This is a genomic window from Bradyrhizobium forestalis (assembly GCF_002795245.1).
In the GTDB taxonomy this organism is placed as follows: domain Bacteria; phylum Pseudomonadota; class Alphaproteobacteria; order Rhizobiales; family Xanthobacteraceae; genus Bradyrhizobium; species Bradyrhizobium forestalis.
In genome coordinates this window covers 1-18,309 of the sequence record NZ_PGVG01000047.1, presented here as the reverse complement: position 1 = coordinate 18,309, position 18,309 = coordinate 1, and the positions used below count along the sequence as shown (strand labels likewise).

Annotated in this window: 18 protein-coding genes; 14 read left to right on the top strand and 4 right to left on the bottom strand. The window is 64.8% G+C overall.

The features are described from left to right. Positions 1 to 11: 11 nt before the first annotated feature. A complete protein-coding gene (locus CVM73_RS33750) occupies positions 12 to 1,211 on the bottom strand; it encodes an acyl-CoA dehydrogenase family protein (protein ID WP_167407214.1) in 1,200 nt (399 codons plus the stop codon). A gap of 136 nt (positions 1,212 to 1,347) precedes the next feature. Between CVM73_RS33750 and CVM73_RS33745 the strand changes: the two genes are divergently transcribed. After that, entirely contained in the window at positions 1,348 to 1,893 is a 546-nt protein-coding gene (locus CVM73_RS33745; protein WP_100236089.1) for a carboxymuconolactone decarboxylase family protein, read from the top strand. A 90-nt stretch (positions 1,894 to 1,983) separates the two neighbouring features. Beyond that, entirely contained in the window at positions 1,984 to 2,478 is a 495-nt protein-coding gene (locus CVM73_RS33740) for a VOC family protein (RefSeq protein WP_100236088.1), read from the top strand. A gap of 95 nt (positions 2,479 to 2,573) precedes the next feature. On the opposite strand, the gene CVM73_RS33735 is transcribed toward CVM73_RS33740, so the two are convergent. Both CVM73_RS33735 and CVM73_RS33730 read right to left on the bottom strand, forming a co-directional pair. Beyond that, positions 2,574 to 3,812 carry an MFS transporter gene (locus tag CVM73_RS33735; protein WP_100236087.1) on the bottom strand — a complete coding sequence of 413 codons (1,239 nt, stop codon included), beginning with the start codon at positions 3,810 to 3,812 and terminating at the stop codon, positions 2,574 to 2,576. 142 nt (positions 3,813 to 3,954) lie between these two features. Beyond that, a complete protein-coding gene (locus CVM73_RS33730; protein WP_100236086.1) occupies positions 3,955 to 5,202 on the bottom strand; it encodes an MFS transporter in 1,248 nt (415 codons plus the stop codon). A 209-nt stretch (positions 5,203 to 5,411) separates the two neighbouring features. Here CVM73_RS33730 and CVM73_RS33725 point away from each other — a divergent pair, with 209 nt between their 5' ends. Beyond that, positions 5,412 to 7,478 carry a prolyl oligopeptidase family serine peptidase gene (locus tag CVM73_RS33725; RefSeq protein ID WP_100236085.1) on the top strand — a complete coding sequence of 689 codons (2,067 nt, stop codon included), beginning with the start codon at positions 5,412 to 5,414 and terminating at the stop codon, positions 7,476 to 7,478. Between the two features lie 258 nt (positions 7,479 to 7,736). Here the strand turns inward: CVM73_RS33725 and CVM73_RS33720 are convergent, their stop codons facing one another. Next, positions 7,737 to 8,408 (bottom strand): DUF938 domain-containing protein, encoded by a 672-nt coding sequence (locus CVM73_RS33720; protein WP_100236084.1) that lies wholly within the window; start codon positions 8,406 to 8,408, stop codon positions 7,737 to 7,739. A gap of 292 nt (positions 8,409 to 8,700) precedes the next feature. Here CVM73_RS33720 and soxX point away from each other — a divergent pair, with 292 nt between their 5' ends. The 11 genes from soxX to CVM73_RS33665 all read left to right on the top strand — a co-directional run bounded on the left by soxX (position 8,701) and on the right by CVM73_RS33665 (position 18,139). Further along, positions 8,701 to 8,994, top strand: a complete 294-nt coding sequence (gene soxX / locus CVM73_RS33715) for a sulfur oxidation c-type cytochrome SoxX (protein WP_245452507.1) — start codon at positions 8,701 to 8,703, stop codon at positions 8,992 to 8,994. 25 nt (positions 8,995 to 9,019) lie between these two features. Next, positions 9,020 to 9,508, top strand: a complete 489-nt coding sequence (soxY, locus tag CVM73_RS33710; protein ID WP_100236082.1) for a thiosulfate oxidation carrier protein SoxY — start codon at positions 9,020 to 9,022, stop codon at positions 9,506 to 9,508. Positions 9,509 to 9,523: 15 nt separating this feature from the next. Continuing rightward, positions 9,524 to 9,835 carry a thiosulfate oxidation carrier complex protein SoxZ gene (gene soxZ, locus CVM73_RS33705; protein ID WP_100236081.1) on the top strand — a complete coding sequence of 104 codons (312 nt, stop codon included), beginning with the start codon at positions 9,524 to 9,526 and terminating at the stop codon, positions 9,833 to 9,835. Then, complete coding sequence (gene soxA / locus CVM73_RS33700) at positions 9,835 to 10,698, top strand: sulfur oxidation c-type cytochrome SoxA (RefSeq protein WP_167407213.1); 864 nt, start codon at positions 9,835 to 9,837, stop codon at positions 10,696 to 10,698. Before soxZ ends, soxA begins: the two co-directional genes overlap by 1 nt. Beyond that, complete coding sequence (locus tag CVM73_RS33695; protein ID WP_100236079.1) at positions 10,695 to 11,000, top strand: hypothetical protein; 306 nt, start codon at positions 10,695 to 10,697, stop codon at positions 10,998 to 11,000. The genes soxA and CVM73_RS33695 overlap by 4 nt, the downstream gene beginning before the upstream one ends. 51 nt (positions 11,001 to 11,051) lie before the next feature. Then, positions 11,052 to 12,803 carry a thiosulfohydrolase SoxB gene (gene soxB / locus CVM73_RS33690; RefSeq protein WP_100236078.1) on the top strand — a complete coding sequence of 584 codons (1,752 nt, stop codon included), beginning with the start codon at positions 11,052 to 11,054 and terminating at the stop codon, positions 12,801 to 12,803. Next, positions 12,800 to 13,258, top strand: coding sequence for a DsrE family protein (locus CVM73_RS33685; RefSeq protein ID WP_100236077.1), 459 nt, complete (start codon positions 12,800 to 12,802; stop codon positions 13,256 to 13,258). The genes soxB and CVM73_RS33685 overlap by 4 nt, the downstream gene beginning before the upstream one ends. Before the next feature lie 278 nt (positions 13,259 to 13,536). Continuing rightward, entirely contained in the window at positions 13,537 to 14,574 is a 1,038-nt protein-coding gene (locus tag CVM73_RS33680; protein WP_100236076.1) for an MBL fold metallo-hydrolase, read from the top strand. 92 nt (positions 14,575 to 14,666) lie between these two features. Next, positions 14,667 to 14,837: a hypothetical protein gene (locus CVM73_RS33675; RefSeq protein ID WP_167407212.1), complete on the top strand. Its 171-nt coding sequence runs from the start codon at positions 14,667 to 14,669 to the stop codon at positions 14,835 to 14,837. A 176-nt stretch (positions 14,838 to 15,013) separates the two neighbouring features. Continuing rightward, complete coding sequence (locus tag CVM73_RS33670) at positions 15,014 to 16,225, top strand: MFS transporter (RefSeq protein WP_100236074.1); 1,212 nt, start codon at positions 15,014 to 15,016, stop codon at positions 16,223 to 16,225. Positions 16,226 to 16,429: 204 nt separating this feature from the next. Beyond that, positions 16,430 to 18,139: an N-acyl-D-amino-acid deacylase family protein gene (locus tag CVM73_RS33665; protein WP_100236073.1), complete on the top strand. Its 1,710-nt coding sequence runs from the start codon at positions 16,430 to 16,432 to the stop codon at positions 18,137 to 18,139. Positions 18,140 to 18,309 lie beyond the last annotated feature (170 nt).

The window sequence follows — 18,309 nt, the reverse complement described above, 5'->3', positions numbered from 1 at the left end:
GAGAGCGCACCTCACGCCCCCGGCAGATCGAGGATGCGCTTGGCGACGATGCCGAGCATGACCTCGGACGTGCCGCCTTCGATCGAGTTGGCCTTGGTGCGGAGCCAGGCGCGCGGACGGGCGCCCTGCTTGGAGCGCTCGCTCTCCCATTCCAGCGCATCGACGCCGCCGGCCGACATCAGGATCTCGTAGCGGCGCTTGTTGAGCTCGGTGCCGTAATATTTCATCGCCGAGGAGAACGCCGGATGCGCCTGCCCCGCCTTGGCGAGATCGACGGCGCGCTCGGCGCAGGCAGCTAACGCGGCTTCATCGACGTCGAAGCGCGCGATCTGGCCGCGCAGCATGACGTCGTCGAGCCTGCCTTGCGCATCAGTACCGACGGAATCCGCCGCGATCTGGCCGAGCGGACGGCCGACGCCGCGCTCGCCCATGCCTGAGATCATCGCGCGTTCGTGCTGGAGCAGATATTTTGCGACGTCCCAGCCGCGGTTGATCGTGCCGACCACGTGCGATTTCGGCACGCGGACGCCGTCGAAGAAGGTCTCGCAGAACGGCGAGTAGCCGGAGATCAACAGGATCGGCTTGGTCGAGACGCCCTTCGAGGTCATGTCGAACAGGACGAAGCTGATGCCGTCATGCTTCTTCGCGGCCGGATCGGTACGGACCAGGCAGAAGATCCAGTCGGCGTAGTTGGCGTAGGACGTCCAGATCTTCTGACCGGTGATGATGAAGTCGTCGCCGTCGCTCTCGGCGCGGGTCTGCAGCGAGGCGAGATCGGAGCCGGCATTCGGCTCGGAATAGCCCTGGCACCAGCGAATCTCGCCCGCGGCGATCTTCGGCAGGTGCTCGTTCTTCTGGGCGTCGTTGCCGTATTTTAGGAGCGCCGGCCCGAGCATCCAGATGCCGAAGCTCGACAGCGGCGGCCGCGCGCCCATCCTGGCCATCTCCGCGCGCAGCACCTTGTGCTCGGCGGCGCTGAGGCCACCACCGCCATATTCCTTCGGCCAATCCGGCACGGTCCAGCCCTTGTCGCGCATGCGCTCGAACCAGATGCGCTGCGGCTCGGACGAGAATTTGGCATTGCGCCCGCCCCAGAACACGTCGGCGTCCGAGGTTGCGGGCTTGCGCATCTCCGGCGGGCAGTTGGCTTCCAGCCAGGCGCGTGTCTCGTCGCGGAATGTTTCGAGATCGGCCGTTTCAGAATCGCTCATGGTCGTTTCCATCACTCAAAATCGACTTGTTGGGCGCGACTCTGGGCCATCGCACCGTGGAATTCAACCACTTCCGCAGCTCGCATTCGGCTATAGTCGCCACAAGCGCGAGCTTGAAAACAAAGAGGAAACGAGGATGCGCCTGAAACTTCTTTCGCCTGGCGAAATGAACTGGAGCCAGCGGCAGACCTATGACGAGTCGATTGCCGGCAAGCGCGGCAAGCCGCCGGCGCCGATGATGGCCTGGCTAAACAGCCCGGAGATGGCCCGTCACGCCACGCGGCTCGGCGAGGTGCTGCGTTTCGACACGATCTTCCCCGCCAAGCTTTCGGAGATCGCGATCCTGGTGACGGCGCGGCACTGGACTGCGCATTACGAGTGGTATGCGCACAAGCGCCTCGCGCTCGCGGGCGGCATGACGCCTGAGATCATCGACGCGATCCGCGATCGCCGCACGCCAGAGTTCGACGATCCCAAGGGCAGGATGATCTACGACGTCGCGAAGTCGCTGCACGAGGGCCATGGCGTCGAGAAGGGACTCTATGATGAGGCGGTGAAGCTGCTCGGCGAGCGCGGCGTGGTCGAGGTGATCGGGCTGTGCGGCTATTACACGCTGGTATCGATGACGCTGAACACGTTTGAGTTCGGCCTGCCGGAGGGTGAGGCGTCGGAGCTGTCTTAGTTTCCGATTCGGAAACGATGGGTTTCGAGATGGACTAATGGCACTGTCCCGAGGCCTGCCTTATGTGCATGTTTTCGACGGAGCATTCACATGTCGCAAAGCCCAGCCGTCCATGCCGGCACCAGGATCGGCCACGTCCATCTCAAGGTCGCCGATCTCGATCGCGCGCTCGGTTTCTATTGCGGCGTGCTCGGCTTCGAGCTGATGCAGCGCATGGGCTCGGGCGCGGCCTTCATCTCAGCCGGCGGCTATCACCACCACATCGGGCTCAACACCTGGGAAAGCAAGGGCGGCTCGCCGCCGCCGCCGGGCACCACCGGGCTCTATCACACCGCGATCCTCTATCCGACGCGCTCCTCGCTGGCGGACGCACTGCATCGCGTGCTCACGGCGGGCATCGCGCTCGATGGCGCCAGCGATCACGGCGTCAGCGAGGCGCTTTACTTGCGCGATCCGGACCAGAACGGCGTGGAGCTGTATTGGGACCGGCCGAAGGAGCAATGGCCATTCGGGCCGGACGGCAAGCTCGCGATGTTTACCAAGAGGCTGGATGTTGAGGACTTGTTACGGCAACGCGAGGCGTGATGCCAAGGGTGGGCAAAGCGAAGCGTGCCCACCAATTCTTACTCAACGCGTCGAAAAACTGATGGTGGGCACGGCGCTATGCGCCTTTGCCCACCCTACGAGACCTTTGCTTTGGATACGCCCCGCACCATGATCAGCGCTGCCGCCATCACCTCCAGCACGATGCAGAGATAGAACGGCAGCGAATAGCCGCCCGAGAGATCGCGCAAGGCCCCGACGACGCCGGGGCCGAAGGCGTAGGTGACCTGATTGATCGCGGTGTTGAGGCTGATCAGCACGCCGAACGCGGCGCTATCAAACTCCTGCTGCACGATCAGCGACGGCAACGTGATGAGATTGCCGACCGAGAAGCCGAACACCGCGCAGGCCGCGATCAGCACATAGTCGTTGTGCAGATTGATGACGACGAGCAGCGCCGCCGCCTGGCTGAGGAACGACAGCGCAGACGCCAGGCGCTGGTCGAGGCGGTCGATCACCAGCGAGAACAGCACCCGGCCAACCACCGCCATCGCCGGCAGCACCGCGACCGCCACAGCGGCGCGCTCGCGGCCGATCACGGGATCGAGGAACGAGATCAGGTGCACGATGAAGCCGACCTGGGCGAACAGCACCAGGGCGAAGGCGATCGTCACCGTGAGGAAGCCGACGTCACGCAGCGCTTGGCTGCGGATCTGCGTCGAGGATTGCGGTTTTGCCTTCGCGGCAGCGTGCCAGCCATGGCGATCGGGCGGGCGGCCGACGAGAATGAGGATGACCGGAAGCAGCAGCACCAGCATGGCGCCGGCAGTGGCATACATCGCGCTGGCGAAGCCGACATGGCCGATCAACGCCACCAGCAGCGGCACGCCGACGATGCCGCCGAAGCTGGCGCCGTTCAGCGCAAGGCTGATCGCCATGCCGCGCTTGTGGTCGAACCACAGGCTGATCGTGTTGGTGATCATGGCGAGGCTGGTGCCGGCCCAGCCGAAGGCGAGCACGGCATCGGCGAGATAGAGCTGCCAGGGCTCGCGCACCGCGCCGATCGCGACCGCGGCCGCCGCCATCGCCAGCGTGCCCGCAATCAGGCAGAGGCGCGGGCCGTAGTTTCGCACGGCCTCGCCGACGAAAACGACCAGCAGCGCGCCGAACAGATAGAAGAACGTGGTGCCCGCGGAGATCAAGGTGGTGGGCCAGCCCCGCGCGCGCTGGAGCTCGGCGACATAGACGCTCTGGCCGTAGAAGCCGAGACCCCAGCCGAAGGTGGCGAGCAGGAAGCAGACCGCGACGATGCGCCAGCCTTCGTAGCGGACGGAGGATTCGTCGAGCGATGTCGCATGATGGGGGTTGTCGAGCATTTGCGCTTCTCCTTGGCTTCCCCCCGCGAGCGCCTGGCTTCACGCTCGTCTGTTCATGACGAGCATCATGTAACGACACAGCTCCCGAAAATCACTTCGACGGCGATCGAAGCATCCACGTTGCTGACAACCTCCTGCCAACTTAGACCGCGTCCGGAAACTCGCCCATGGCCGCATCCAGTCGCGCCTTGCGGCGGCGGGCCCAGGAGACCAGCGAGAGCACGACGAGACCGAGGATCACCGGCGGGAAGACCACGAGGTTCACCGCCGACCAGCCGTAATTGGCGAGCAATTGCCCGGAGGAGAACGAGCCGATCGCCATCATGCCGAACACCAGGAAATCGTTGAAGGCCTGCACCTTGTTGCGCTCCTGCGGACGATGCGTCTCCAGCACCAGCGCGGAGGCGCCGATGAAGGAGAAGTTCCAACCGATGCCGAGCACGATCAGCGTCGCCCAGAAATGCATCGCGGTGAGGCCGGAGAGGCCGATGCCGGCGGCGCCGGCTTCGAGCAGCAGGCCGGCCGCGACGATCTTCGGGGCGCCGAAGCGGGCGATCAGCGTGCCCGTGAAGAAGCTCGGTCCATACATCGCGACGATGTGCCATTGAATGCCGAAGTTGGAATCGGACACGCTGAGGCCGCACATCTTCATGGCGAGCGGCGCCGAGGTCATCACCAGATTCATCATGGGATAGGAGATCACGCCGCACAGCGCCGCCGCGATGAAGCGCGGCTGAGTCACGATGGTCAGCAGCGGCCGTCCGCCATGCAGATCGGCCGGCGCGGGCTTGGGCATGTCGACGCCGGCGACGATGCCCATGGCAACCAGCGCCACCGCGGCCTGCACCAGGAAGCTGAAGGCGAACAGATAGGGCTGCCAGACATCCATGGTCCATTGCACGAGCTGCGGACCGAGCACACCGGCGAACACGCCGCCCGCCATCACCCAGGACACTGCCTTGGGGCGGTAGGCCGCGCTGGCGCCGTCGGCGGCGGCGAAGCGATAGGACTGCGCCACCGCGCCGTAGAGGCCGCCGAGGAAGGTCGCGACACAGAACAGCGCGAACGAGCCGTGCAGGATCGCGAACGAGCCGAGCAGGCCGGTGAGCGTGCCGAGGCCCGTGCCGATGACGAAGGCCACGCGGCGACCGAAGCGGCGCGAGATCGCGCCGGTCGGCAGCGTGCCGGCAGCAAGCCCCACCACATACATCGAGATCGGCACGGTCGCGAACGACATGTCGGGCGCGAGCGTGGCGCCGACGATCGCGCCGGTGGCGAAGATCACCGCCGAGTTGGCGCCGGTCAGCGCCTGCGCGGCGGCAAGGCGCACCACATTGGCACGCACGCGGGCGTCGTCGGCGATCTCATTGGCTGCAGTCACGTCCAGCATTCGGCACTTCCGCCCCAACGGGCTTTTGAGGCTTTCAAGGGCCTTGTTGATTCGCGGCACTATGGAGGGGTGCAGAAGGGCGGGCAACCGGTGCAAACGGGCGCGGGCCATGCCTCTGACGCAATCGATGGGATGATAGCGGAGCGGCCCCTTGACGGCTTGCGCTCGATCAAATCCTATCCGCCGCGATTTTTCCGGGAGTTTCGTTCATGACCGTCGACGACAGGCCCACGCTCAGTGCTCCCGACGACGATCCCTGGCTGTGGCTGGAGGAGATCGAGGGCACGCAGGCGCTCGATTTCGTCGAGCGGCAGAATCAACTGACGCTCGCCGCATTCGGCGGCAAAGCCTTCGAGCACGATCGCGACATCCTCGCGGCGATCTACGACCGGCCGGACAACATTCCCTATGTCAGCCGGCGCGGCAACGACCTGCACAATCTCTGGAAGGATGCCATCAACCCGCGCGGCCTATGGCGGCGGACTTCGCTGGCGGAATTTCGCAAAGCCGATCCGGCCTGGGAGACCATGCTGGACATCGACCAGCTCGCGAGAAGCGAAGGCGAGGACTGGCTGCTGAGCTCGATCGCCACCATGCCCGGCAGCTCGCGCGCGATTCTGGGCCTGTCGCGCGGCGGCAGCGACGCCGTCACCTTGCGGGAATTCGACCTCGCCACGAAGAGTTTCGTGGCAAACGGATTTGCGCTGCCAGAAGCGAAAGGCGGCGTCGACTGGCTCGATGCCGACACGCTGCTGCTGTCGAGCGCCTATGGCGAAGGCATGGCGACGAGCTCGGGATATGCGCGGACCGTTCGCCTGTGGCGGCGAGGCCAGCCTGTCGATCAGGCGCAAGTGATCATCGAGACCAGCGCCGATCACATGGCGATCTCCGGCATGGCCGACGACACAGGTGAGGCGCCGCGGGTGTGGATCGTCGATCAGATCGACTTCTTCAACCATGGCATCTGGCTGCGCGATGCGGCCGGTCGCACGACGAAGCTCGATCTGCCGACCGGGATCTGGATGCAGGCGCATGGCGACTGGTTCGCGATGAAGCTGCGCAAGGACTGGACGGTCGAGGGTCGCACCTATGCCACCGACACCGTGCTCGGCATGTCGCTCTCGGCGTTCCTTGCCGGCAGCCGCGATTTTGCGATCCTGTTCGAGCCCGCACCGCGGCGCGCGCTGCAGGGGTTGTTCTGGGCCGCCGGCAAGCTGGTGCTGTCGATCCTCGACGAGCTCAAGCCGAGATTCGAGATCTGCACACCATCCGCTGCGGGCTGGAGCCGTGAGATGCTTCCCGGCCTGCCGCGAATCGGCGTCGTCGATGTCTGGACGCTCGATCGCCATCCCTCCGAGAGCAATGGCGACCTGCTCGCCAATGTGCAGGATCCGCTTACACCGCCCTCGCTGCTGCTGATCGAACGCGGCATCGCCAGCCCGGCCGTGTTGAAGCAGGCGCCGAGGACGTTCACCGCGGATGGGCTCGTGGTGACCCAGCACGAGGCGATCTCCGTCGACGGCGAGCGCATTCCCTATGTGCAGACCGGTCCCGCGAGCGAGACCGGCGATGCGCCGGTCTATATGAGCGCCTATGGCGGCTTCGGAGTCTCGGTGAAGCCGTACTACAACGCCTCGCTCGGCAAGCTATGGCTGGAGCGCGGCGGCACGACCGTGCAGGCGAATTTGCGCGGCGGCGGCGAGTTCGGCACGCGCTGGCACGATGCCGGACGGCTTGCCGGCAAGAAGCTCTCACACGACGATTTCGCCGCGGTCGCGGCCGATCTCGTCCGCCGCGGCGTGACGAGTGCGAAGCGCATCGCCGCGCAGGGCGGATCGAACGGCGGCATCCTCATCACCAACATGCTGGTGCGCTATCCCGAACGCTTCGGCGCGCTGTTCTGCACCATCCCGCTGATCGACATGCGCCGCTACACAAAGCTGCTCGCGGGCGCGAGCTGGATCGCGGAATATGGCGACCCCGACAAGGCGGAGGAATGGGAGTGGCTGAAGACCTATTCGGCCTATCACAACGTGAAGGCCGGCCAAGCCTATCCGCCGATCCTGATCGCCACCACACGGCGCGACGACCGCGTTCATCCCGGCCATGCCCGCAAGATGGCGGCCAAGCTCCAGGCAATGGGCTTTGAAGCCTGGTTCTACGAGCCCGCCGCCGGCGGTCACGGCTACGGCAAGGACAACAAGGAGCGCGCCGGCTTCGAGGTGCTGGGTTTTCGGTTTCTGAAGGAGAGGATCGGGTGGCGGGATGAGGCATAGCAGCGCTGTCGCTTCGAGCTTTCACCGCATCGCGACGTAAGGCGGCCACCACTCTCTCATTCCCTCCCCCCTTGCGGGGGAGGGGCATGGAGAGGGGTGCCACACGGGGACTCTCTCGATTTGCGCGCGTGCCATGATCGGGGATGGATAGACCGTTTGCTGGGCTACCCCTCTCCCCCGCCCTCCCCCGCAAGGGGGGAGGGAGCGCACCGCCTGCGCCGCGTACATCTGGACTTACACGAGCAATGCCGTCGCGCCTCAGCGCGAAAACACCAGCGTCAGATTGTTTGCGGGCATCTCGATCGCATCGACGAGGCCGAGGCCTACCGCCTTCGCCAGCTTCTCGACATCAACGACGTCGCGCACGCCCCATTCGGGATTGCCCTCGCGCAAGGAGGTGTCGAACACCGCATTGCTGAGTGCAGTATGCTTGCCGTCGCGCTTGAAGGGGCCGTAGAGGAACAGCTTGCCGTCGGCGCGCAAATAGCGGCCGGCGCCGGCGAACAGGCCTTCGGCCACGGCCCAGGGCGCGATGTGAATGACGTTGGCACAGAACACGGCCGCAAGGCTGGTCGGGCCCTGCCCGCTTTTCATCTCCGGACACCAGTCGGGATCGGTGAGGTCGATCCGCAGGGGGCTGCGGATGTTCGGCAGGCTCGCATGCACGCGCCAGGCTTCGATGCTCTTGAGGTGGCGCTGGTTGAGGTCGCTCGGCCACCAGATCAGGCCAGGCGTGTGGCGGGCGAAATGAACCACGTGCTGGCCGGTTCCACTGCCGAGTTCCACCACGTCGCCGGTTAGCCCAGTGAGATGCTTTTCCAGCGCCGCCCAAATCGGTTCGTGATTGCGATGGAAAGCCGGCGCATCGAGCCGGCCATCCGGCTCGACCCGTCCGCCGTCCCTGCCAAATTCGACGACATATTCAGCCAAGTGACGTCCCCAAAAATGTGAAACAGAAAACACGGCCATAACGGCCAAACGCCTGAGAATAATTTGCTAGTTCCAGACGATCTGATGAACGAACTATCTCCCCGGTTGCAATACGAAGGATATTAACCCCATTTTGCCGCGTGCATAGTCTTGATTGTCAGGCGATGCCCTTTGTGCTTTTGAACAATTCCGCAAATGAGATCATCGACATAACGCCCGGGACGATGCCTTGACCGCCTTTCCTTGCAAGCCGGCCCTGCTTGTTGCGCTGGCCCTCCTCGCCGGCACGGCCATGGCCCCGGCGGGGGCGCAGTCCACCGTGGCAGAGGGCCAGAAACTCGCCTTCGACCGCGGCAAGGGCAATTGCCTGACCTGCCACGTCATCAAAGGCGGCGACCTGCCCGGAACGATCGGGCCGGAACTGAAGGACCTCAAGGCCAAATACCCCGATCGCAACGAGCTGGTCGCGATCATCTTCGACGAGACCAAGCGCAATCCGCAGACCATGATGCCGCCGTTTGGCCGAAACCGGATTTTGACCGAACAGGAGATCAACGCGATCGTTGATTTCCTGCAGACCCTGTAACGGCCGGCGGCCCAGGAGACTTGAGATGACCACGACCACCGGCGCTCATCCGACGCGGCGCCTGATTCTTCAGGGCGCAGCCTCCGTCGCGCTGCTCGGCCTCGGCAATCTGGCGTTCGCCGCGCCCGCGCGCGCTGCGGCGAACGACAAATATCCGGAAGAGGCCTTCAGGCAGAAGGGCGAGGCGGACGCGATCAAGGCGCTCTACGGCAAGACCGCCGAACCGTCGGACAAGGTCAAGCTGGATGCGCCCGAGATCGCCGAGAACGGCGGCGTGGTGCCGATCTCGGTGACCACGACGCTCGACAAGGTCAGCTCGATCTCTTTCTTCGTGGCCGAGAACCCGTTCGCGCTCGCGGCAAGTTACAAGATCCCCGATGGCACGATCCCTGCCGTCGCCAACCGGCTGAAGATGGCCAAGACCACCAAATTGACCGCGATCGTGGAAGCCGACGGCAAGCTCTACAGCGCGACCAAAGAGGTCAAGGTCACCGTCGGCGGTTGCGGCGGTTAAGCGAGGCAGTTCGACATGGCATCAAGCATTCGCGTACGCGCCACCGCCAACGGCGACATCACCGAGGTGCAGGCGCTGATCCAGCACCCCATGGATACCGGCCTGGTCAAGGATTCCAAGGGCGAAGTGATCCCCGCGCATTTCATCCAGCAGCTGAAGTTCGAATGTAACGGCAAGGACGTCTTCGTCGCCGATTGGGGCACCGCGGTTTCCAAGGATCCCTACGTCAAGTTCAGCTTCAAGGGCGCCAAGAAGGGCGACGAGCTCAAGATCTCCTGGACCGACAACAAGGGTGCGTCGGACGCGACCACCGCGAAGATCGCGTGATGAAGGCCCGCTCCGCCCTCCTGCTTGGCTCGCTCAGCGCCGCACTCGTCGCGTTCGCCCTGACCTCTCCGCGCGTGATCGCGGCCGACAAGGTCGATCCTGTTGCCGACGCAAAAGCGTTCCAGAACTTCTTCTTCCAGAAGTTTCCGAACGTGACGCACGAGGACTTCGTCAATGGTCCTTATTCCATGAACGAGGACATGAAGCGGCAGTGGCAGGAGAAGGAAGAATTCCCGCCTTACGAGTTCGCACTCGATGCCGGCAAGGAGATGTTCTCGACCCCGTTCAAGAACGGCAAGACCTACGCCGACTGCTTCCCGAACGGCGGCATCGGCATCCGTCAGAACTATCCGTACTTCGACACCAAGGAAGGCAAGGTCGTCACCCTCGAGCTCGCGCTCAACCGCTGCCGCGAGGCCAATGGCGAGGCGCCCTACTCCTACGTCAAGGACGAGATGGCCTCGCTCACTGCCTACATGGCCTTCACCTCGCGCGGCAAGCCGATGGACATCAAGATCCCCGATGATCCCCGCGCGCTGGCGGCGTTCGAGAACGGCAAGCGCTATTTCTACACCCGCCGCGGCCAGATGAACTTCTCCTGCGCGAGCTGCCATGTGCAGAGCCCGGGTGAGCGCATCCGCGCCGAGACCCTGGCACCGGCGCTCGGCATCCTCAACGCGATGCCGATCTACCGCTCCGAATGGAGCGGCATGGGCACCACCAGCCGCCGCTTCGTCACCTGCAACAGCCAGACCCGCGCGGTTCCGCTGGAGCCGCAGTCGGATGAATATCGCGACGTCGAATATTTCCTGTCCTACGTCGCCAACGGACTGCCGATCTCAGGCCCGGGAGCACGGCCATGAAGCGGTCACTTGCCTTGGCCATGCTGCTCGCCGTGAGCCTCGCGCCATCCGCGCGCGCGGCCAATGAGGCGGACTACAAGGCGGCCTATGCTGCCGCCGAGGCCGCCTCCAAGGAGGCAGCCGGCATGCGCAACCAGTGGACCGTGACCGTATCGACGCTCGCCGCCGCCAAGAAGGCGGCCGATGGCGGCGATTTCGACCGGGCGGTTGCCGCTTCCAAGGAAGCCGAGGCGCTGGCGAGGGCGTCGATCGTCCAGGCGACGTCCGAAAAAGAAGCCTGGAAGGCCATGGAAATCCGCTAGACTTGAGCGCGTTGAACTGTCGTAGCCGAGCATAGGCGCGGAGAATCTGGGATGGCAATCCGCCGCCGCGATTTCCTGAAGAGTACAGCCGCTGTCGCCACCTCGCTCAGCCTGCCCCGGCTCGCGCGCAGCGCCGAGACCGCCAGCATCTATGACCTCGAGCGGTTCGGCAATGCGCGGATCCTGCACACCACCGACACGCATGCGCAGCTCAACCCGGTCTATTTCCGCGAGCCCAGCGTCAATATCGGCATCGGCGAGATGGCGGGACGGCCGCCGCATCTGGTCGGCCGCGCCTTCCTGGAGCGGTTCGGCATCCGGCCCGACAGCGCGGATGCCTATGCCTTCACCTGCTTCGAGTTCGAGAAGTCCGCAGGCCGCTTCGGCAAGCTCGGCGGCTTCGCCCATCTGAAGACGCTGGTCGATCGCTTGCGCGCCGATGTCGGCGAGAGGCGGTCGCTGCTCGTCGACGGCGGCGATCTCTGGCAGGGCACGGGGCTAGCCAACGTCATGCAGGGCCGCGACATGGTCGAGGTCGCCAATCTGCTCGGCATCGAGGCGATGACCGGGCATTGGGAATTCACCTATGGCGAGCAGGCGCTGCGCGACAATCTCGAGCGCTTCAAGGGCGAGTTCCTGGCACAGAACGTCTTCCTGACCGAGGAAGCCGCATTCAACGACGCCCCCGCCTTCGACAAGGCCACGGGACGTGTGTTCAAGCCTTCCGTTGTCAAGGAGATCGGCAGCCATCGGGTCGCGATCATCGGCCAGGCCTTCCCATACGTGCCGATCGCGCATCCCAAAAGGTTCACGCCGGATTGGACTTTCGGCATCCGCGAGGAGGAATTGCAGAAGCACGTCGATGCCTTGCGCGGCACCGACAAGGTCGATGCCGTCATCCTGCTGTCGCACAACGGCATGGATGTCGACCTCAAGCTCGCAAGCCGCGTCACCGGCATCGACGTCATTCTCGGCGGCCATACCCATGATGCCGTGCCGCAGCCGATTGCCGTGAAGAATGCGGCTGGCACCACGCTCGTCACCAATGCCGGGTCCAACGGGAAATTTTTGGCCGTGCTCGATCTCGCGATCGACAAGGGCAAGGTCAGCGACATCCACTACCATCTGCTGCCGGTTTATTCCGAGCTGCTGAAGCCCGATCCTGCCATGGCCGAGCTGATCGGCCGGCTGCGCGCGCCGCATGTGACCGACTGGTCGGCGAAGATCGCAACGCCCGATCGCCTGCTCTATCGGCGCGGCAATTTCTCCGGGCCCATGGACGAACTGATCTGCACCGCGCTCCGCACCGAGCTCGATGCCGAGATCGCGTTGTCGCCGGGCTTCCGCTGGGGCGTCACCGCGCTGTCCGGCCAGGCGCTGACCATGGAGGATGTGCTGGCGGAGACCGCGATCACCTATCCCGAGACCTATGTGCAGGAGATGACGGGGGCCCAGATCAAGGACGTGCTGGAAGACGTCTGCGACAATCTCTTCAACGCCGATCCCTATTACCAGCAGGGCGGCGACATGGTGCGCGCCGGTGGGCTCAGCTACACCTGCACGCCGGACGCTGCGATCGGCGATCGCATTTCCGAGCTGAGGCTCAGCAACGGCAAGTCGCTCAACGCCAGCCACCGCTACAAGGTCGCGGGCTGGGCTTCGGTCAATGACCAGCGAGGCACGCCGGTGTGGGACGTCGTCGGCAAATATCTGCGCTCGGGCCGGATGTTGCAGGAGCGGCTCGGCTCCGGCGTGACGCTGAAAGGCGTCGACGGCAATCCAGGCATTGCCGGGCAGGGATGATGCGGCTGCTTGTCTTATCCGCGATGATGCTGGCGGTGCTCGCCTGGGCCGCGGCCCCGCCCGCTCTTGCGCAGCAGGTGCCGCTGCAGGACAAGCCGTTCGCCGAGCACAAGGTGGTGCTGCAGCTCTCCGACGGCGACGCGAAGAAGCAGGCGCTGGTGCTGAGCGTCGCCAACAATCTGCTGAAGGCCTACGATCCCGACAAGATCGCGATCGAGGTGGTGGTGTTCGGTCCCGGCATCGACCTGCTTCTTGCCGGCAGCGAGCGCCGCAAGCAGGTCGAGAGCCTGATCGCACAGGGCGTGCGCTTCGACATCTGCCTCAACACCGTCGACACGATCGAACGGGAGACCGGCAAGCGGCCGGACTTCATTCCCGGAGCAACACCGGTGCAGGTCGGGGTCGGGCAGATCCTGTTCCTGGCAGAGAACGGGTACACGGTGGTGCGGCCGTAGGGCTTCGCGGTCTGGCATGGTGCCAAAACACCCTCGGTGTCATTCCCCGCGAAGGCGGGGAATCCAGTACGCCGCGGCCCCTCCGTATCCCACTACGGCCTCTGGAATACTGGATTGCCCGCCTTCGCGGGCGATGACAGCGAATATGTGGTTGCCCGAGACCTTCATCCCACAGAATAAAAATCTTCTAAATTTTCTCTCCCCTGCAGTGAATTACTTCTCTTTCTGACCCGCGTCGTAGTAGAATCCTCGAAGTCAGTTCCAAGCCGGGTCCTGCCATGATCTTCCGCCAGCTCTTCGACAGCGTTTCGGGCACCTACAGCTACGTCCTCGCCAGCCGCCCCGGCGGCGAGGCGTTGATCCTGGATCCCGTGTTGGAGAAAGTCGACCGCTACTGCCAATTGCTGCGCGAGCTCGACCTCAAGCTGGTCAAGGCGGTCGACACCCATCTGCATGCCGACCACGTCACCGGCCTCGGCGAGCTGCGCGACCGCACCCATTGCATGACCGTGATGGGCGACCAGACCAAGGCCGACGTGGTGGCGATGCGGGTCGCCGACGGCGACAAGGTGACGATCGAGGGCTTGTCGCTCGACGTGATGTACACGCCGGGCCACACCGACGATTCCTATTCCTATCTGATGGGCGACCGCGTCTTCACCGGCGACACGCTTCTGATCCGCGGTACCGGCCGCACCGACTTCCAGAACGGCTCGGCGCGCGCGCAATACGATTCGATCTTCAACCGCCTGCTCAAGCTGCCGGACGAGACGATGGTGTTCCCGGCGCATGACTACAAGGGCGACACCGTCTCCACCATCGGCGAGGAGAAGCGCTACAATCCGCGGCTCCAGGTGCGCTCGGTCGACGAATATATCGAGCTGATGGCGAACCTGAAGCTGCCCAATCCGAAGATGATGGACGTGGCGGTGCCCGCCAACATGCATGTCGGCCTGCATCAGGAGGAGCTCGAGAAGGAGGGGCGTGCGCTCAGCGCAATCGAGGCGATCCGCATCCTCGGCCGGCCCGACATCCTGCTGGTCGACCTGCGTGAGACCAACGAGCGGCTGAAGCACGGCATGCTCGAAGGCGCGCTGCACACGCCCTATCCATCGGTCGAGGAGAGCCTGAAGCCCGGCGGCATGCTGCGCGAGGTCGCGGCCGCGACGGGGCGCCGCGTGGTGTTCTTCTGCGCCTTCGGCGAACGCTCGGCGATGGCGGTGGCGGCTGCGAAGGACGCGGGGCTTCTCAACACCGCTCATATCGCCGGCGGCATCGATGCCTGGAAGAAGGCGGGCGGGCCGGTGGTGCACTGACGGCCTCGCCTCAGGCCTTGAGTTGGGTCAGGAACCGCACATATTGGGCGAATAGATTCATTCGGATGCAGCATCACCATCCGGGACCAGCCATGGCCAAGACCGGGAATACCACCACAAAGCCGAGCGAACCGCCGAAGCAGGCGCAAGACAAGGCAAAGAAGCCCTCGCGCCGGCGCGAGATCGACGACGACGATTACGAAGACGGCGACATCGCGACGCCGAAGCGTGATCGATATGGCCCGGATGACGAACCGTTGTGAGGGGACGATTCCCGGTTTGATCGGACGCTAGCGCCACACTCTCCGCTGTCGTCCCTGCGAAACGCAGGACGACGGATAGACCCCGCCCGCACTAGCTGCCATGCGCCCGCGTTCATGGACAAATAACCACTCGCCCCGATAGTTTGCGCCTCCATCGGGAGTGAAACGGAACTGCAATGGTCGACGTTCTCGCCGCACCGCAGCAAGGCAAGGCGGACAGTGCGCTGCGCACGCTGACGGGAATCTCGATCGCGCATTGGGTCAGCCATTTCCATCTGCTGGTCCTGCCGATGCTGTTCCCGTTCCTGAAGGAAAAGCTCGGCGTCGGCTATGTCGAGCTCGGCTTCGCGCTGACCACGCTCGCCGTCGTCTCGGGCCTGACGCAGGCGCCGACCGGCTATCTCGTCGACCATTTTGGCGCGCGCAAAATCCTGCTGATCGGGCTGACGCTCGGCGGCTGCGCGCTGATCCTGCTCGGCCTGCATCTCAGCTACGTCTCGCTGATCGCCTGCGCCGTGCTGCTCGGCCTCGCCAACAGCGTCTATCATCCCGCCGATTACGCCATCCTCGCCGAGCACATGGACGAGGCGCGGATGGGCCGTGCCTTCTCGGTGCACACCTTCGCCGGCTATCTCGGCGGCGCGGTAACGCCGGCGATCGTGGCCGCGCTGGTCACGGTGTGGGGCGGCGTCGGCGCGCTGATCACGTCGGGCGCGATCGCGATCGTGGTTGTGTTGCTGTTGATCGCCATGGGCATTCCAGAGGCGGGCGCGCACAAGACCAAGCCGGGTGGCGAGAGCGCGCCGAAGCAGGCGGTGATCACGCCGGCGCTGATCACGCTGACCGCGCTGTTCATGCTGCTCAGCCTGTCGGTCGCCGGCATCAACAATTTCGGCGTGGTCGCGCTGATGAGCGGCTACGGCACCTCCTATTCGATTGCCAATGTCGCGCTGACCGCGTTCCTCGCCGCTAGCGCCGCGGGCGTGCTCGCCGGCGGCTTCCTCGCCGACCACACCGCGCGTCACGGCTATGTCGCGGCGGCCTGCTTTGCCGCGAATGCGGCAATCGTGCTGCTGATCGCGCTGGTGACGCTGCCGGGCTGGGCGCTGACGGCCACGATGGCCACCGCGGGCTTCCTCTCCGGCGTGATCGCGCCCTCGCGCGACATGCTGGTGCGCAACGCCGCGCCTGCCGGCGCTGCGGGCCGCGCCTTCGGCATCGTCTCCACCGGCTTCAATCTCGGCGGCATCGTCTCACCGCTGCTGTTCGGCTGGATCATGGATCAAAGCGCGCCGCAGTGGGTGTTCGGCGCGTCCGTGATCTTCATGCTGGCGACGGTGGTGCTGTCGCCGTTCACGGAACGGAAACGGGACGCTTCTGCGAATTGAGCAGTCGGTATCGCTACAAATTCAACTGTCGTCCCTGCGAACGCAGGGACCCATAACCACAGGGAGGAGTGGCGAGCAAGGCTGATCACCAAGAGTCTTCGCAAAACACCTCCCTGTGGCTATGGATCCCGGATCTGCGCGCGCTTCGCTGCGCTTGTCCGGGATGACGAGCAAAACAACAAACACAAACCGGGAAGAAACACCATGAGCACCCCTGATCTCGTGATTCGCGGCGGCACCGTTGCGGACGGAAGCGGCGGCGAGCTGTTCGAGGCGGATGTTGCCATCGCCGGCGGGAAGATCAGTGAGGTCGGCAAGGTTGCGTCGAAGGGACACGAGGAAATCGACGCGCGCGGAAAACTGGTGACGCCGGGCTTCGTCGACGTGCACACCCATTACGACGGCCAGGTCACCTGGAGCCAGGACATCACGCCGTCCTCGCAGAACGGCGTCACCACCGCGATCATGGGCAATTGCGGCGTCGGCTTTGCGCCATGCAAGCCTGACGACCACATCCGCCTGATCCAGCTGATGGAAGGCGTCGAGGATATTCCGGAGCCGGTGCTGAGCGCAGGGATTCCCTGGGCGTGGGAGAGCTTTCCGGATTACATGGACTGGCTCGGCAAGCGCGATTTCGACATCGACATCGGCGCGCAATTGCCGCATGCGGCGCTGCGCGTCTATGTCATGGGCGAGCGTGGGGCGCGCCGCGATCCCTCCACTGCGGAAGACAACGCGGCGATGGCGAAGCTCGCGGGCGAGGCGGTGCGCTCGGGCGCGCTCGGCTTCTCGACCTCGCGCACGCTCAACCACCGCACCTCCACCGGCGATTTCACGCCGACGCTGAAAGCGGGCGAGGACGAGCTCACCGCGATTGCCGGCGCCATGCATCGGCAGGGGCGCAGCGTGCTGCAATTCGTGCTCGATCTCTCGACCATCCACGAAGACCTGCCGATGATGCTGCGGGTCGCAGACTCGACGAAATGCCCGATCTCGTTCTCGATCACGCAGAACGACAAGGCGCCGAACCGCTGGCGCCAGACGCTGGACGAGATCAATGCGGCGGCGCGGCGCGGCCTCTCCATCACCGCGCAGATCGCGGCGCGCCCGGTCGGACTGCTGCTGGGGCTCGAGCTCTCGCGCAATCCGTTCCAGACCCATCCGAGCTACAAGGCGATCGCGCATCTGCCCCTGAAGGAACGGCTGGTGCGATTGCGTCAGCCGGAGGTGCGCAAGGCGATCCTGAGCGAGACGGCGACCGCGACCGACGATCCACTGTTCTTCCGGCCCAACTATGACAAGATGTTCCTGCTCGGCGATCCCCCTGACTACGAGCAGCCGCCGGAGAATGCGCTGGGACCGCAGGCGCGCAAGCAGGGCCGCCGGCCGGAGGAGCTGGCCTATGACGCCATGCTGTCGGACGAGGGCCGCGGCATGCTCTACGTGCCGTTCCTGAACTATTCCGACGGCAATCTCGATGCGACGCGTGAGATGCTGCTCGACCCGCAATCGGTGCCGGGTCTCTCCGACGGCGGCGCGCATTGCGGCATCATCTGCGATGCCAGCTTCCCGACCTATCTGCTGACGCACTGGACGCGCGACCGCAAGCGCGGCGAGAAGCTCACGATCCCGTTCGTGATCGCGGCGCAGTCGCGCAAGACCGCGCTCTCGGTCGGCCTCACCGACCGCGGGCTTATTGCTCCGGGCTATAAAGCTGACGTCAACGTGATCGACTACGACCGCCTGCACCTGCATCCGCCGAAAGTGCATTACGACCTGCCGGTCGGCGGGCGGCGGCTGCTGCAGGACGTCGACGGCTATGAGGCGACCATCGTATCGGGCGTGGTGACGCGGCGGCATGGCGAGGCCACGGGCAGGCGGCCGGGCAAGCTGATCCGCGGCGCGCGGGAGTGAATTAGGCAAGGCTGCCGCTTACCCTCCCCTGGAGGGGCAGGGTCGGCTCACATGAAGCGCAGCGAAATGTGAGACGGGGTGGGGTGACAGTCTCTCCACCGATACAGTGCCCGAGCGGAGAGATCACCCCACCCCGCTCGGGCACTGTATCGGTGGAGAGACTGTCACCC